We start from the raw sequence: 15,678 nt of genomic DNA, 5'->3' as shown, positions 1-15,678 counted from the left end.
ATACCATTGCAAAGCCGATCCGCATACGCCATTTCCCCGTTCGTTTCCCTTCGTGCACGCTTGCTCCCTTCTTTTCGCGGCTTACTCCTCCGCCATTCCTTTCAGCGCTTCCCTTCGGCTAAGCGGCGCAAGGCGACGCTCCTGGACAAACCGGCGAACCGCGGCCGCATCCGTCTTCGCGTATTCCCTGAGCGCCCAACCGATAGCCTTCTGAATGAAAAATTCGCGCGACTCGCTGCAATTGTCGATATACCGGAAGAGCAACGGGACGTTCGTCTTCGCTTTATATTTCAATTGAAATAAAATAGCGGTACGCTGCAGCCACATATCGCCCGATGCGATCCATTTCTCCGGATAATCTTCGATCAGTTCCGGATATTTCAGCATGAAGGAACCGATTAGCTTGGAGGCGATCGGATCGATCGTATCCCACCACGGCTTGGTCGTTATTAATGTTTCGAACAGGCCGATATACGACTTGTCCAACTTTTTCACCCGTCGCTCCAGCATGTCCAGGGCGACATTTTGAAATTCCCTTTCGGGCAAAGCCCAAAGCCCTGTTACAACGTCCTGCAATTGACCGTCAGCCGGACTCCCGTACTCGGTATAGAACTGTTTCGTCAATGCCTTCCGCTCCGGCGCTTTCAATCCGATAAAATCGAATTGGTTCTTCATGTATGCGCGCATCGCCGCCGCTTGATCCGGATCGGCATGCGCCGCGAACGTTTCGGCCAGCCGCCGTATGTAATCCGCAGTGCTAAGCATTCGCTACCGCCCCTTTTCTCGCACTGATGCTATTCGTTGTACCTACATCTGATAACGGGTGCGACACGATTGGCTCCCCCCGCACAATTAATGCTTAAAGTCCATCTACAAAAGTCGAGGTAGGGGGATTTCGCTCGAGCAAACTACTGTATTCACTTTAAAAACGGCCTAGGATGACGAAGCAATGCATTCATCTTTTCAAACCATCCATTCATAAAACTGCAATTGTGCATCTTTCCACCTGTGTTGATCGGTTGCTGCAGCAAAGCCTGCTAAAAGAGTCAATTTCATAAAACCTTTGGCGGCTGACGGCCCGCGGGGCGGGGTAACGAAACATAGGCACGCTAATCGCCTGTAAATCGCCTTGTTGCTCGCGTAACGAAATTGAAACACGCTAATGAGAGGAAAAAGCCGGTCAGACCGCCGATTTCCAATGAATAGCGATATGTGCTTTCGTTAGAATGAGATTGTCTTCTTTTTGAGCCCAATAAGGATTGTTAGTTTCGTTAGCGCCAAACTAGGAAGCGCGGGTCGGTGCGGGTCGCTTCGAATAGCGAGGCATCCCCTTCGATATGCGCAATAAAGCCAGTTACATCAACGGTCGCGAATAATGAAATGGACTCGCAATACATCTTTTTTCGCCTTGATGGTACAACTACTCCACCTTCGCCCCGTAAGAACGGGCGAACAAAACGGCCTGCACCGCATCCAGCCGCGCACCCTTAATCTCGAACGATTTGAAATCGACCCCGTCGAGCTTCGCTCCCCGCAAGTCGGTGCCGGCCATTTTCGCTTTGCCTAGACGGGCGCGAGAGAGGTCGGCGTCGCGCAGATCCGCCTTTTCCAAATCGCATTCGTACATATCCGCTTCGGTCAGCTTGATGCCGCGCAATTGTTGCTTAGAGAGCTTCACATGGCGCAGGTTTGTGTACGACCAATCTCCCCCGCGTATCGTCAAGCCGTCCAGTTTGGCGGAAACGAAATCGGAACCGACCATTTTGCATTCTTCGAACTTGGAGACAAACAGATTGGCGCCGGCAAACGTACAATTCGTGAACGCCGATCTCTCATGAACCGAAGCGTTCAAATACGCCCCGGTAAAATCGCAATCGATAAACCGGCAGCCCGACGTCCATATTTCCTCTAAATGAGCGCCGCGAAAACGGCATCGCGTAAACGTGCAGTTCCGCAATTCCCCGTCTCGCAGCTCCGCTTGACTAAAATCTTTCTCCGCATATTCCTCACCATCGTATTGAACCATACGCCCGCCTCCCGGAACAGCTCCCGCGCAAGCTGTTTTCCTCCATTGTAAACGAATTATCGCATCGTGCAAACGCCTAAAATGACAAGCAAACGGTACATCATACCGTGCAAAGCATTTCATGACAAGCAACGGATCAACGCCAGAGCGCTCATCCATGTTGTCGGATATCTATGCAAAACGTTCGGCTCATAAGCAACCGGTCCGTGGAAAGGGGCGGTACTTTTGCCGTTTTGAGAACGAATATGCCTTATTAAGACATCGCCGGGCGCTAATTCATCAACGATACGGCCTCGGTAACACCGGCGTTACATCGAGAAATTGCTATCCGGACCGTACGGCTGTTATTTTGCGTCAAAACCGTTTATTCACGGTTTAGGCGGACATTGGTTCCGTTATCCGTTCGTCGGAGGGCTTATTTTTACGTTCTTGCCGCGAATAGAGGATCGTCTGTCCGGAAACTGGCCGAAATCGGGTCGTTTGTCACAATTAGCTTCTTCGGTGTCCGCGAACTTGGGAGCGAGGCGGTAGAACCAATGTGAAGGAATCGTACGGTAATCCGCACAACTGTTTCAATATTGCTGAAAAAAGTTAATGCAACGCCAGTGATAATCCTGCTCAGGTATGCGAAAAATCGTACAAAACGAGTGCCGCACGCTGCGAATCCGTCGACTTAGTTCGAAATTTCATACATACTCGCCGATTTGAGCCCTATTCCCGCAAAGGTGTACGAACAATCGTACAAAACAAGCGGCTCACACTTCCAATCCATCGACTTAGTTCGAAATTTCATACATACTCGCCGATTTGAGCTCTATTCCCGCAAAGGTGTACGAATAATCGTACGAAACGAGCCGCGCACGCTGCGAATCCGTCGACTTAGTTCGAAATTTCATACATACTCGCCGATTTGAGCCCTATTCCCGCAAAGGTGCACGAATAATCGTACGAAACGAGCCGCGCACGCTGCGAATCCGCGAAAATAGCGGATTGGCGGGTATTAATAAGGAACTTTTATGCACTATTTCCGGCTAAGAGGAGGCTCCCATTCGAAAAGTGAAGTCGGCGCGTCGTGACAACCGGCCCAAGGGAGCCATGGGATGGCAGACTGTACAACTTGGCCAAGGCGGCCACGAGAAGGCAGACTGTCGTGACAACCGGCCCAAGTTCGGCTCATGCCCGCGATCCCCGACCTAAGCGTGAACGCATAACGCAAAAAAGATCGCCCTCCGCCCCAAGAAACGAATGAACGATCTTCCCACATTATTCCCCGACGGATAAGCCGCCGTCGACGTACAAGATTTGACCGGTAATATAAGACGCCCGATCGGAAGCCAGAAACATCACCGCCTCGGCGATGTCACGGGGAATCCCCGCCCGTCGCATCGGAATCCCTTTCGCGCCCGCGGGATCGGCCTGACTTTCCATCCACGGCAATGTCGCCGGGGTGGCGACCAAACCCGGAGCGACCGCGTTGAAGCGGATTCCGGCGGCGTACTCCAGCGCGAGCGTTCTCGTCAACGTGTCAATGCTTCCTTTCGACCAGGAATAGGCGGAGAAGCCCGGAGCCCCGAGCGCCATCGTGGAAGAGATGCTGACGACGGAGCCCCGCTCCCGCTCCAGCATGCGCGGCAGGAAGGCTTGAATGCAGCGGACGCAGCTCATAATATTGGTTTGGTACGTATTCGCGAAATCTTCCTCGCTATGCCGCAATAGATCTCCGCCGCGAAAATTGACTCCCACATTATTGACCAGCACATCGGCATGGCCTAACCGTTCATTCACACACGCCGCCAACGCGTTCACTCCGTCCGGTTGCGACAGATCGGCCTGCACGAATGCGATCCGCGGATTGCCCGAGGCGCGGGAAATCTCCTCGCATGCGGCCGCCCCCGCCTCTCCGTTGCGGTCGGCGAACACGACGCTAGCTCCCTCCGCGGCGAAACTCTCCACGATGCCGCGGCCGATCCCCATCGCTCCGCCGGTGACGACGACATGCCGGTCCGCAAATTCTCCCACTAGCATCTCCTCCTTCGCATGACCATACCGTCCTATTGCACCGCTAAAAATTGAAGTTTCTCCTCGTCCACTTCCACGCCAAGCCCCGGCCCTTCGGGTACGAGGAAACTGCCATCCGCGATACGAATCCGTTCGGTCAATACATCGTCGCCATGCGCCTGATACGTGCTGTCCATCGGATAGCTGAACGCCGGCATCGCGCTGGTCGCGTGCAGGATGGCCGCCAACTTGACGCCCATATCCCAGCCGCAATGGTGGGCCAGCGCCAGCTTTGCCTCCCGGGCGATCGCGGCGATGCGGGCCAGTTCGGACAGTCCGCCGAGCGGTTCGAAATCGACGACGGCGACATCGATGCAACCTTCCGTGACGGCTCGCAGCAAATTGTTCGGAATGTAGCAATCTTCATTCATGCCGATCGGCGTCGTCGTCCGCGAGCGGAGCGACTTCATATCGTCGAATTTATTGACTCCGATCGGCTGTTCGATATATTGCAGGCCGAGCTCTTCCACGCCGCGCAAATACCGGAGCGCCTGCAGCGTATCGTACCCCTGGTTCATATCGACGCGAATGTCGAAATCCGCGCCGCCTGCTTCGCGCAACGCCTGAGCGCGCCGAATATCCTTCAGGACGTCTACGCCGCCCTTCGTCTTAAGCGTCCGGTAGCCCTCCTCCTTCACCTGGCGCGCTTTCTCCTTCAATTCCGCCGGTTCCATCATGCCCGTGCAGTAACAAATATCGATGCGATCCGTGATCTTGCCGCCAAGCAAGGCGTGAACCGGCTGATTCGCCGCTTTCCCCATAATATCCCAGCAAGCGGTCTCGATCGCCGCCAGGAAACATTTCGTATTAAGCTGAGGATTGTACACCGGGGCGAATTCCCGCATGATGCCGTTAATGTCGAAAGGATTCTTTCCGATCACGAGCGGTTTAATGTAGTCCTCCAACAACGCTTTCGTCACTTTCCCATTAATGATCGCGTTCATCTCGCCCCAGCCGACGATTCCTTCGTCGGTTGTCACTCGAAAGATCAGGCTGTTCGTTCTTGTTGTGCCGACCTTGTCCTGGCTGCCCCGGTAAGGCGCAATGCCGCCTTCCGTCAACGGAACGACCGGAATCTCGACAGCCATCATCTTGATATCTACGATTTTCATTTGTTCTCCCGCCTTCTCACTATAATTTCAACCCCACGATTCAAACAAAAGCGATCAACCTTTGACTCCGCCCTGAGCGAGTCCCTGGACGAAATATTTCTGCAGCCAAAGGAACAGCAAAATCACCGGCAACGAAATGAGCGTAGAAGCCGCCATTGTGCTGCCCCAATCCACTTCGAACATGGAGGAAAACTCCGTCAAGCCGATCGGCAACGTCCGCGAGGAATCCGAAGAAGTCAGAATGGAAGCCAGCACGAATTCGTTCCAGGACATAATAAACGCGTAGATGCCCGTAGCGGCAATCCCCGGCGCGGCCAGCGGCAGAATAACGACCGCAAGCGCCTTCAAATGCGAGCAGCCGTCGATTTGCGCCGCTTCCTCCAATTCGCGCGGAATCGACAGGAAATAGCTTCTCGTCATCCAGGTGACGAGCGGCATCGTTAGAATGAGATGCGCGACGGCCAGCCCGATCGGCGAATCGAGCAAACGCAACCGCTGCAGCATGAAAAAGATCGGAATCATCAGCACCGTCAGCGGCAGCATCTGGCTGAACAGCATAAACAACGACAGCGGCCTGTTCCCTTTAAAGCGGTACCGCGCGAACCCATACCCCGCGGCGCCGCCCAGAACGAGCGAAAACAAGGTAGCCATCGCCCCGACCATCAAGCTGTTGCCGAAATACCTTGGAATGGACGAGTCCCACAGGACGCGGGAATAATGCTCGAACGTGACGGCGCTCGGGATCCAGCGGGGCGGTATGCTTAAAATTTCCGTCGACGGTTTCAAGGACGTAGAGACCACCCATAAGAGCGGCAGCACGACACAAAGAACAAGCAGCGTCAGCACCGCGTAAGTGGCGACGACCCGAACCGAATACATCAAGCTTTTCTTGGCATGTCTCATCGCTTATTCCCCTCCCGCTTTGCGGATATACCATACCGCAAAAATCAAACTGACAACCAACTGCAGCACGGACGTCGCCGCCGCCAAATGATAATTGAACGAACGGAAATGATCGTAAATAGATAAAGCCAATATCGTCGTGCTTCCCGCAGGGCCTCCCTGGGTTAAAATCCAAATGAGGGTAAATCCGTTCAACGACCAAATAATCAGCGTCAAAAGAGCGATAAAGGTAACATCCTTCAAGAGCGGCAAAAGGATATATCTGAGACGTTGATAAAGGCCCGCTCCGTCCAAATCCGCCACTTCGTACAAATCGCGCGGCACCGCCTGCAGGCCGGCGCTCATCATCAGCATGACAAACGGGAACGTCTCCCATACTTGCACGAACATGACCGACCAAATGGCAAGATGGGTATCCGATAACCACGATACCGGCTCCCGGATCAGATGCATGCTGAGCAGCATATGGTTCAGCATGCCGAAGTCGGAGCTGTACATCCATTTCCAGAGAACCGCCTTCACGACGCCCGGCGTAATCCAGGACAGCATGAGCAGGGTGCGCCAAACGTTCCTTCCTTTGACAAAATCCTGATTTAGCAGCAATGCCGAGCCGGTCCCGACGATGAAAGCGGCCGCCACCGTCACAACCGTCCACAGGGCCGTATTTTTCAAAATAACAGCGAACTGGGAAGACCGGAAAATCTCCGCATAATTGGCGAAACCGGCAAAGTCGAAGGAACCGAAGGCATTGGCGGAAAAGCTGAGCCGAGCGACGGAGACGATCGGATAGAGAACCAATAGAAACGTCACGATCAGCCCCGGAGCGACGAACGCCATCCCCCGCTTTTCGTCCGCCGTGAATCTTCTGTCAAGCATAAGCATGCACCTCCTGTACGAACGCAGGGAAGCGGAACATCCCGCCTCCCGCCTTCGCCGCTTTCTATTTCAGCAACGCGTCGATCTCCCGATTCGCTTGATCCATGGTCGCTTGAACATCTTTCTGTTCGAGAATAATCAACTGCATATTCCGGTACAGAATTTTCTCGATGTCGGCCCAACGATCTGCAACCGGCTTCGTTTCGCCTTTATCCAACTGCTTGGCAAACGGTTGCAATAACGGATCGCTGAATTTCGGCAAGGTCAAGGCGCTCTTTCTGCCCGGAAAAGTTGCCGTCAACTCTCCCATATTCTCCGGTTCGGACAAAAATTGGATCAACCTCCAGCCCAAATCCTTCTTGTCGGCCGTTTGCGGCATGATGAAGGAAAATCCGTCTACGGTCGTCGTTCCCATTCCGTCCGGACCGGGCAGAACCGCCGTTCCCAATTCGATGGAAGGCTTGGCCTTCTGAATCGGCTCGATATCGAATTGTCCGCCGATATACATCGCCACCTTCTCGTTGACGAACAAATCCCGAACCCCTGTATTGTCAACCTCCATCGTACTTTTCGGCGCCGTTCCGTCGACAACGGTAGCGGTCAATTTGCGCATCGCTTCGACGGCTTCGGGACTGTTCAGAACGGCCTTTTTCCCCGTCTCGTCAAAGAAGGATCCGCCCTCTGTAAACAGCAACTGCATAAACCGGGTAATGGCGTTCGCCTGATTGCCTAACGGCCAAGCCATGCCGTATTGATCGATTTTGCCGTCGCCGTCCGTGTCGACGGTCAACTTCTCGACCGCCTTGATAAACTCGTCCCACGTCTCCGGGAAACGCTCGGGATCGAGTCCGGCCTTCTCGAACATGCCCTTATTATAGAGGATGCCCGATCCGTCGTGACGGAAAGGAATGCCGTATAGACTTCCGTCATAGGTGTTGATATCGAGCGCGGAAGGAATGATGTCGGACTTGTCCAAATCGCGCTCGACATATTCGTCAAGCCCCGCAAGCAAATTTTTGGCGGCATAGTCTTTCACGCGGGATTCCAGATCGGTGATCACTTCCGGCGCGTCGCTGGCCATAAGCGCCACGCGGATTTTATTCTCCATCGTATCCCATGTCGTCACGACGATATCGACTTTGATGTCCGGATTTTCGCTCTCAAACTTCGCTACCAGCTTTCTGGCCGTTTCTTCGTCCCAGTTCGGCACCCACCAGGAAATCGTTTGCTTTTTCCCTCCGCCGGCCGGCGCCTCGCTCCCGCCTTCTTGATTGCCGGAGCCGCCGGAACCGCTTCCGCAACCGATCGTTCCGATTAATAACAACAATCCTATCAGGACAAGCAATGGCTTGCGCATATCCTTTCCCCCTCAATCCATTGATTTATGCTTGCAACTCGCTCATATAATCGATAAGTTCTTGCAGATTTTGCTTAGAAAGCTCCAGCATTCGTTCTCCCAGTTTGAGATCCGTCTTCGTCGGATCCCCCGTCGCGCCCGTCGGCGTGAAATCCCGGACAACCTGGGAGATCATCGTTCCCCGGTAAAATTTCCCCCACTCGCCGGCGCCTTGCGCGGAAGCTTCGTAGAACTCCGGCATGACCGCATCGGGCTTAAGCGCCATCAGCATGGCCGTTTCCGCCTCGTCCGCATGCAGCGGCGGACGTCTGCCGTACATGCGGATAATCTCGGGCTCGATGCTTTCGAACCATGTCCAGACGACAATGTGAATCCGCTCCTCCATCATGACATATCTTGCCATTTCTTTCAGCGGTTCGCGGTTGCCGCCGTGGCCGTTCACGATAATGACCTTGCGCACGCCGTGGTACGCCAAGCTTTTGATCACTTCGCCGACATACTGTTTCAGCGTCTCCGGGCGAACCCACAACGAACCGGCGAAATGCCGATGATATTCCGCAACCCCTACGGGAAGCGAAGGGAGCATAATGACGTTCTCATGCCCTTCCGCCGTTTGGGCCAAGCCTTCCGCAATGAACAAGTCGGTGCCGAGCGCCGCGTGCAGACCGTGCTGTTCGATGCTGCCGATCGGCAGCATCGCCACTTTCTTATTGGAAACGCTTTCCTTAAATTGCTGCCAAGATAACTCTTTCATCTTCTCACGCTCCTATTCGATTTCTCCAAGTTCGCGCAACTGCTCGCCGAAGGCGACGATATTGTCTTTCGGCGCGTTTCCGTACCATAGATGCAACATATAGCCGTCGGCTCCGCCTTGATGGGCCATCTTCACCGCTTCGCGCACGTCCTCCGGCGCGGCGGGAGGGTCCCCTACGAGCCCGGCGACGATTTGATGGCCGGGTCCGGCTTCCAGCTTGGCTTTCTTCACTTCGTAATAAACGTTCTCCACATCGACGCCCTCGTCGACGAACCCTTGGAAGGAATCCGGCCCGCTAAACGCTTTCAAACGGAAATATTGATCCAGCAATTCCTCTTCCTTAATTTCCGGGATCGCTTGTTGGATCCGCTTCAGCGGCTTCACCTCGAACGATCCGATGCGCTTATGGTACAGCATCAGCTTGCTCAGGTCGGTAAACTTCGACTGCGTATGGTAGAATTGGCCGAGCGTCCAGGAGAAGCTGGGCGAAACCAGATCGTTCGACAGCAAAATCGTCGGATCGATCCCCTTAACGAGTTTGTTCATGCCGATGACGAAATCATCCACCGCCTCGCCCCGGAATTGGAGCCAGCGAATCAAATCCGGATGCTTGATCACGAACCGCAAAATATCGAACAGGCCCCGGTACGAATCGGCCAAATTTTTAAAATTGTCGTACGTCAGCGTGGTCGCTTCCTTATGAATGGCGGCGATTTCCGCTTTGATCTTGTTTACGTCCAGCCCGCCGTCCTGCGCCTTTTTGACGCAATGATCGCAGAAGCAATTGCCTATAGCCAATTGACGCAGCGGATACAGCTCCGGCGGCACCCAATCCGGCACGACTTGGGGATCGTAGAAATCGATGCTGATGACATCCAGTTCGACTTCCCGGATTCCTTTATAATTTCTGAGGATATCTTCCGTTCTGCCGTAGAAGTATCCGCGCACGTCCGGATTCGACGGGCACATCCAATGCTTGCTTCGCTCTCCCGCGATATTGACGACGGCCGTATCGGGATACGCTGCGACAATCGGGTCGCTAACCCCCGGCGTAATGTCGAAGTCAAGACTGAGACCGTATTTTTTTGCAACCGCATTCAAATCGTTGAATTCGGAATTAATCAGATTGAATTTCGTACCGAATGCGTCCCCTTCGTTTTTTTCGTAGTCGATTTGAATCCAGGGATCGATTTTCGTATTGCGGTAAAATTGTTCGTTCACATCGAAGGCGTGCGCGATCCCCCCGTACATGACATGCTTGATTCCCGCCTCTTTGTAGCGCTGGAACGCCCGTTCGAGCCCTTCCGCATAATCTTCCTCAAAGACGGCCCATACGCCTACATACTTGTTTCCCATTTTTTTGTTCCTCCTCCGCTTGTCCCAAGCTGTAATTCAATCCAATCCTATTCCGCCCGTGTTTCTCGCAAGTCGCTTCGCCCATCGAACGGCATCCCCTCCCTCGGTTCGGTTGATGACCTCCTTTTTACGCAAACATGCGATCAAAGAAATTTAAGGAAATTTATTTAAGAAATTATTTCCTTTCGTGTGTTTGATTATACTGAAATGTTTTTTTAAAATCAATCCTATTTTTTTGTTCAAGACTACTTTTTTCCTTTGCAAAGATATGGAAAAACAATAATCTTCGCATGAATCACGAGAAATTGGCGATTATCGTTTGATATTTCACATCGTTTCCATTATCATAAAATAGAAGGGTTTTTCGAAAAAATAACGAAATTTAATAGAAAATAATTTCTTTCTATCTTTCTTTCGCCCTATAGAGAAAAATAAGGAGTGAACAATTTGTCCGTTACGTTAAAGGAAATTGCCAAGGAATTAGGGGTTTCTCCTTCAACGATCTCGAAGGCCTTGAACGATCAGCCGGGGGTTAGCGAAGATCTCCGCAACAAAATTATTAATGCGGTAAAAGAAAAAAATCTTCGTCCGAAGCAGCGCGGCAGCGGATTGGTCAAAGACAACACGTTGAATATCGTATTGATGGTGCGCATTAACCAATCATTGGAGACCGATCCTTTCTATGCTTTGATTACCGAAGGGATCTCCAAAGAATTGCAGCATTATCGCAGCAATCTTCTGTACCATGTGCTGCACGAACGCCAGCCTGACGACGCCCTGTTCGCCGAAATATTCGAATCGAAGAGCGTGGACGGAGCCATTCTGATCGGCGCCGACCTGGAACCGAAGCTGTTCGAACGGATCTCCCGTCTGGAAATTCCCGCGGTGCTGGTCGACAATCAATATCCGGGTTTCTGCAGCGTGAACACGGATAACTATCGCGGGGCCTTGGAAGGCTTGAAGCATTTGGCCGAGTTCGGCCACAAGGACATCGTTTTTTTGTCGGGACCGTTGGAGCATCAAAGCATTCGACAAAGATACCAGGGGTATTTGGACGGAATGAGGAATTACGCGTCCGAAGCCAAGCCCGCTCTGATAGAATGCGCGGGAGTCAGCGTCGACGACGGGTATAGGGCTCTCCAAGCTTATGCCGACCGGAGCTTCACCGCCGTCTTCGCGGCGAACGACAAACTCGCCATCGGCGCCATCAAAGCGTTAAAGGAAGTAAAATATTCGATCCCCAAAGATATTAGCGTTATCGGCTTCGACGACATCGAATGGGGGCTGCATATGGAACCGGCCCTGACGACGATCCGCATCGCGAAGCATCAGATGGGCAGTCTGGCCGCCCAATTGCTCATGCATTATATCAACGGGGACGCCCCCCACTCCGTAGACGTGACCGTTGCCACGAAGCTGGTCCCGCGCCAATCCGCCGCGACGGCCGGCACGCGTTAATCGCTGCCAGCGATTGAAGTTGCGCAACGCTTACATTACAATAAGAAGAAAAGAGTATTTTCGCAGGTTGATAAGCTCTTTAGTCATCGTTTGGGAGTGAATGCAGTGGAAGATTTGAAGAAAGCTTACGAAATTCTCGGCTTGTCCGAGGACGCTACAAAGGAAGAAGTCGAAAAACGCTATTTTCTGTTGATTCGTAAAGACCGTGCCCGCAAAAACCGCAGCAACGATGACGAAGATTCGGCGGAAACGGTGACGATCGAACAGGTGAATCAAGCCTATAAGACGATCACGCAATACGAACAAAAGCTGCAAGACGAAGGCAAGCCGCAGCGTTCCGTTTTTGCGTCCCGACTCGATCATTTTTTCCACTATTATAAGTTTCATGTATTGGGAGCGATTCTGCTCGTCGTCCTTATCGCCTATTTCGTAAACAGCATGATCGACCAGAGACAGCAGCGCGCAGCGGAAGCGTTGCTGCCGCCGGAAAATTTATCGGTCATGTATTTAGGGGAATTTTACAGCGAAGATCTGGACAAAGCGCAGGAAAGCATATTGCAGGCCTTTCCTTCCTGGGAACGGGTCGGCGTCAGCATTACTTACTTCCCGCAAGAGGCGAAAGACCCGTACGATATCGCCATGCAACAAAAGAGCATGATCACGCTGATGACGGAGAAGCCGGATATCTACATTACGGATCAATACAACTTTGAAAGACTGAGGGATCAAGGCCTATTCTTGCGGTTGGATGAACTGGAAAGCTCGCTGAAATCGCTGGACGATTCCGCCGTTTACCGTTACCGGGCGGAAGGCGACGAGTCCGAGCATATTTACGGTATCGATATGAGCGATATTCCATTCCTGAACGACATTCCCGTATCCGCCGCGAAGGAGAAAGTCGTTACGGTTCGCACCGACGCGCCCAACAAAGCCAACGCGCTCGCATTCATTCAGAAGTTGATCCATTCTTAACACGAATGGTTAATAACGGAAAAAAATACCTTTATTTTGCCCGGTTCAATCGTAAAATTGAATTCAGCGCCAATTTCTCCATCTAATTCTGGATGCTTCCGTTGGAAATAGCGTTCTTGGCGAAAATAACGGTAGAAATTCCTTGTAAATCATTCCGTAGGACATTCGTGCGCATAGTAACGGTAGTTTTTCCGGTTAGGTTTCACCGGCGTTGCATTCACTTTTTTCAACATTCCAGGATCGCGGACACAGGAGACGCTAATTGTGACAAAAGGCCCGATTTGGGACAGTTTGCGGACATACGATCCTTTATTCGCGGTAATAGCGTAAAAATAAGCTCTTCAACGAAGGAATAACGTAACCAATGTCCGCCTAAACGGCGAATAAGAGGTTTTGGCGCGAAATAACGGCCCTGCGTTCCGGATACCAATTTCCCGATGCAACGCTAAGCGGTTCGCGTTACTCGATTGATAAAAAACCCGTTGCATCGCATGCGATGAACGGGTTTTTCCTATTCAGATCGGCAGCAGCGCCACCTTATCTCTCGCTTCCAACGATTCGACCATCGCCAGCCATGCAGCCGGCTTGTTCGGCAAGACGGAATAATAACGCCGCAAGAATCGGACGACGAGCTCAGCCGGCAGTTCGCTTACATTGTCGTCTGTCGGCATAAAGCAAAGGTCGAGCCCTTCGACGGCCTCCCCGTCATTGTTCCAGGACGGATGCACATACGGAACATCGAGGCGCTTATACCCGAGATGGGACAGCACTTCACGGCGAACATACGGATCCATCGGCTTGACGCCGCCGAAATGGTGCTCCTCCGCCCGGTAAGGGTCGTATATTTCGGCGAACATGCCGAACAATTGCCGTCCGTTCGCCGCAGCGAGCGCTTGCAAATCTTCTTGCCTGTTGCGCCATAGGAAACGGCCGATTCCAAGCCCCGGCTTGCCGATCATCGTAAAATCGGTCATGGCTATATTAAAATCTTCATAATAGCGATATTCCGTCGCACCGACGACATTCCCTTCGTCAACGGCGACAAATACGCGAATGCCGGGATCCTCCAAGGGCTCCTTCCACAGATCGTATTCCAGCACTTCCTCGGGCGGAAACACCTCCTGCATCATGCGATGCATCTTGGCAAACATCGGATCGGCAATATTCGTAATACGGCGGTATTCCATCTTCGACATCGTTCAACTCTCCTTCTTTCGTTCCTATGCGAGAAACGGATTTCTCCATTCCATCAACACGCCGTAATGGCAAGATTGTTCGTCTTCCAAATAATTCGCCGCGACGCTTACGGGCGTACGTCCGCAGCGGAGCAAGAACGTAATGACCGGATCTTTCAACTCCCCTTTGACCACCGCTTCGACATACCGTTCGGCCGTCATTTCCGCCGCAAACTTGCGATAGCCCGGCATTCTTCCTCCGCCGAGCAGCCGCCTGGCGCCGAGACGAACGACGGTTTCGTACATCGAGAACATGAGCCATTTGCCCAAGCCGAGCTTGCGGAAGGAAGGGCGGACGCATATATCCACCACATACAACGTATCCCCTTCCGGATCATGGTTGCGGATATATCCGCCGTCGGTCATGTCCTCCCAACGATGGCCGGGGCGTTCCGGGTCGAAACGAACGAGCAAGCCTGTCATCGATCCCGCAATTTCCCCGTTCGCTTCCACGCAAAGGGCTCCTTCCGGGAACAGCGAGACATGGTTATGCAGTTGTTCCTCGTTCCACCACAATTCGGGCGGAAAAGGAGGGGGAAAGCTTTCCTGCTGGATTCGAATCAAATCGGCAAAATCTTCTTCGCGGTATCGCCGAATAACCGCCGGGACGGGACGATCTTGATCGAAAACGTATAATTCCTTACGATACATCGGTTACACGCTCCCTTGTCCTTGCTTTGCCTTAGTTCCAGTCCGGATACAAGTCGGTCCGGCGGTCGCGCCATGTCGTGACGGAACCGCGCTCGCGCACTTCATACAGCAGTTCCAGATCGAGGTCGGCGGTGACGATCATATCGTCGTTGATCTCCCCTTCTACGAGAATGCCGCGCGGCGGGAACGGAATGTCGTTCGGCGAGATGACCGCGGCTTGGCCGTAATTGGCGCGCATAAAGTCGACCGTCGGCAGCGATCCGACCGTCCCGGTCGTCACGACGTACACCTGATTCTCCACCGCCCGCGCATGGCTCGTATAGCGAACCCGGTAAAAGCCGTGGCGATCGTCGGTGCACGACGGGCAGAAGATGACGTCCGCCCCTTTGGCCTTGGCCATCCGCACAATTTCCGGAAATTCGATATCATAGCAAGTCAGCATCGCGATCGTCCCTTTTTCCGTCTCGAACACTTGCAACCCTTCGCCCGGCGTCATGTTCCACTCTTGAACTTCGGTAGGCGTAATATGCAGCTTGGCCTGCTCCCCCACGGTTCCGTCCGGATAAAATAAATGAGCGGTATTGTACAAGCGGTCGCCTTGCCGGGTGACATGGGTGCCGCCGATAATATGCATCTTCGTCCGCTTCGCCAATGCAACGAACAATTCGCGGTACCGCTCCGTAAAATCCGGCAAGTCGTTAATCGTCAGCGCTTGCCCTTGGCCGTTCCCGATCGACATGAGCTGGGTCGTGAAAAACTCCGGAAACAGCACGAATTCCGCGCCGAACTCTTCGGCCGTTTTCACGTAATGCTCCGATTGCGCCGCGAACTCCTCGAAAGAACGGATCGTACGAAGATGGTATTGGACTGCGGCCACTCTCATTTTCATGAATAAAGCCCTCCCTTTCCTAAGCGGGAAA

General features: G+C 53.0%; 14 protein-coding genes. 2 read left to right on the top strand and 12 right to left on the bottom strand.

Features of this window, described 5'->3' with window-relative positions; all coding sequences use genetic code 11:
• Positions 1-81: 81 nt before the first annotated feature.
• The 9 genes from KQI79_RS01250 to KQI79_RS01210 all read right to left on the bottom strand — a co-directional run bounded on the left by KQI79_RS01250 (position 82) and on the right by KQI79_RS01210 (position 10,442).
• Positions 82-765: a DNA alkylation repair protein gene (locus KQI79_RS01250; RefSeq protein ID WP_216536400.1), complete on the bottom strand. Its 684-nt coding sequence runs from the start codon at positions 763-765 to the stop codon at positions 82-84.
• Positions 766-1,420: 655 nt separating this feature from the next.
• Entirely contained in the window at positions 1,421-2,026 is a 606-nt protein-coding gene (locus tag KQI79_RS01245; RefSeq protein WP_216536399.1) for a pentapeptide repeat-containing protein, read from the bottom strand.
• 1,263 nt (positions 2,027-3,289) lie between these two features.
• Positions 3,290-4,045 (bottom strand): SDR family NAD(P)-dependent oxidoreductase, encoded by a 756-nt coding sequence (locus tag KQI79_RS01240; protein ID WP_216536398.1) that lies wholly within the window; start codon positions 4,043-4,045, stop codon positions 3,290-3,292.
• A 32-nt stretch (positions 4,046-4,077) separates the two neighbouring features.
• Positions 4,078-5,196 (bottom strand): mandelate racemase/muconate lactonizing enzyme family protein, encoded by a 1,119-nt coding sequence (locus KQI79_RS01235; protein ID WP_216536397.1) that lies wholly within the window; start codon positions 5,194-5,196, stop codon positions 4,078-4,080.
• Positions 5,197-5,250: 54 nt separating this feature from the next.
• Positions 5,251-6,099, bottom strand: coding sequence for a carbohydrate ABC transporter permease (locus KQI79_RS01230; protein ID WP_216536396.1), 849 nt, complete (start codon positions 6,097-6,099; stop codon positions 5,251-5,253).
• A gap of 3 nt (positions 6,100-6,102) precedes the next feature.
• Positions 6,103-6,975, bottom strand: coding sequence for a carbohydrate ABC transporter permease (locus KQI79_RS01225; RefSeq protein WP_216536395.1), 873 nt, complete (start codon positions 6,973-6,975; stop codon positions 6,103-6,105).
• Between the two features lie 64 nt (positions 6,976-7,039).
• Entirely contained in the window at positions 7,040-8,332 is a 1,293-nt protein-coding gene (locus KQI79_RS01220; protein ID WP_216536394.1) for an ABC transporter substrate-binding protein, read from the bottom strand.
• Positions 8,333-8,357: 25 nt separating this feature from the next.
• Positions 8,358-9,086, bottom strand: coding sequence for a creatininase family protein (locus KQI79_RS01215; protein WP_216536393.1), 729 nt, complete (start codon positions 9,084-9,086; stop codon positions 8,358-8,360).
• A 12-nt stretch (positions 9,087-9,098) separates the two neighbouring features.
• Complete coding sequence (locus tag KQI79_RS01210; protein ID WP_216536392.1) at positions 9,099-10,442, bottom strand: glycoside hydrolase family protein; 1,344 nt, start codon at positions 10,440-10,442, stop codon at positions 9,099-9,101.
• A 447-nt stretch (positions 10,443-10,889) separates the two neighbouring features.
• On the opposite strand from KQI79_RS01210, the gene KQI79_RS01205 reads away from it, so the two are divergent.
• Positions 10,890-11,900, top strand: a complete 1,011-nt coding sequence (locus tag KQI79_RS01205) for a LacI family DNA-binding transcriptional regulator (RefSeq protein WP_216536391.1) — start codon at positions 10,890-10,892, stop codon at positions 11,898-11,900.
• A gap of 105 nt (positions 11,901-12,005) precedes the next feature.
• Positions 12,006-12,872, top strand: coding sequence for a hypothetical protein (locus KQI79_RS01200; RefSeq protein ID WP_216536390.1), 867 nt, complete (start codon positions 12,006-12,008; stop codon positions 12,870-12,872).
• 515 nt (positions 12,873-13,387) lie between these two features.
• On the opposite strand, the gene KQI79_RS01195 is transcribed toward KQI79_RS01200, so the two are convergent.
• From KQI79_RS01195 to KQI79_RS01185, 3 genes are read right to left on the bottom strand one after another with little or no spacing between them, the layout of a single operon-like run.
• Complete coding sequence (locus KQI79_RS01195; protein WP_216536513.1) at positions 13,388-14,059, bottom strand: GNAT family N-acetyltransferase; 672 nt, start codon at positions 14,057-14,059, stop codon at positions 13,388-13,390.
• A gap of 33 nt (positions 14,060-14,092) precedes the next feature.
• Positions 14,093-14,758, bottom strand: a complete 666-nt coding sequence (locus tag KQI79_RS01190) for a GNAT family N-acetyltransferase (protein ID WP_216536389.1) — start codon at positions 14,756-14,758, stop codon at positions 14,093-14,095.
• A 31-nt stretch (positions 14,759-14,789) separates the two neighbouring features.
• Positions 14,790-15,647, bottom strand: coding sequence for a carbon-nitrogen hydrolase family protein (locus tag KQI79_RS01185; RefSeq protein WP_216536388.1), 858 nt, complete (start codon positions 15,645-15,647; stop codon positions 14,790-14,792).
• Between the last annotated feature and the right edge of the window lie 31 nt (positions 15,648-15,678).

It is taken from the genome of Paenibacillus sp. MSJ-34 (assembly GCF_018918005.1).
Lineage (GTDB): Bacteria > Bacillota > Bacilli > Paenibacillales > Paenibacillaceae > MSJ-34.
This window is presented reverse-complemented; position numbering and strand designations above follow the sequence as displayed.

Bases quoted from the DNA above. Each gene is read 5' to 3' on its own strand.
- KQI79_RS01190 (WP_216536389.1), bottom strand. From the start codon at position 14,758: ATGTATCGTAAGGAATTATACGTTTTCGATCAAGATCGTCCCGTCCCG.
- KQI79_RS01185 (WP_216536388.1), bottom strand. From the start codon at position 15,647: ATGAAAATGAGAGTGGCCGCAGTCCAATACCATCTTCGTACGATCCGT.
- KQI79_RS01195 (WP_216536513.1), bottom strand. From the start codon at position 14,059: ATGGAATACCGCCGTATTACGAATATTGCCGATCCGATGTTTGCCAAG.
- KQI79_RS01215 (WP_216536393.1), bottom strand. From the start codon at position 9,086: ATGAAAGAGTTATCTTGGCAGCAATTTAAGGAAAGCGTTTCCAATAAG.
- KQI79_RS01230 (WP_216536396.1), bottom strand. From the start codon at position 6,099: ATGAGACATGCCAAGAAAAGCTTGATGTATTCGGTTCGGGTCGTCGCC.
- KQI79_RS01225 (WP_216536395.1), bottom strand. From the start codon at position 6,975: ATGCTTGACAGAAGATTCACGGCGGACGAAAAGCGGGGGATGGCGTTC.
- KQI79_RS01220 (WP_216536394.1), bottom strand. From the start codon at position 8,332: ATGCGCAAGCCATTGCTTGTCCTGATAGGATTGTTGTTATTAATCGGA.
- KQI79_RS01235 (WP_216536397.1), bottom strand. From the start codon at position 5,196: ATGAAAATCGTAGATATCAAGATGATGGCTGTCGAGATTCCGGTCGTT.
- KQI79_RS01245 (WP_216536399.1), bottom strand. From the start codon at position 2,026: ATGGTTCAATACGATGGTGAGGAATATGCGGAGAAAGATTTTAGTCAA.
- KQI79_RS01210 (WP_216536392.1), bottom strand. From the start codon at position 10,442: ATGGGAAACAAGTATGTAGGCGTATGGGCCGTCTTTGAGGAAGATTAT.
- KQI79_RS01250 (WP_216536400.1), bottom strand. From the start codon at position 765: ATGCTTAGCACTGCGGATTACATACGGCGGCTGGCCGAAACGTTCGCG.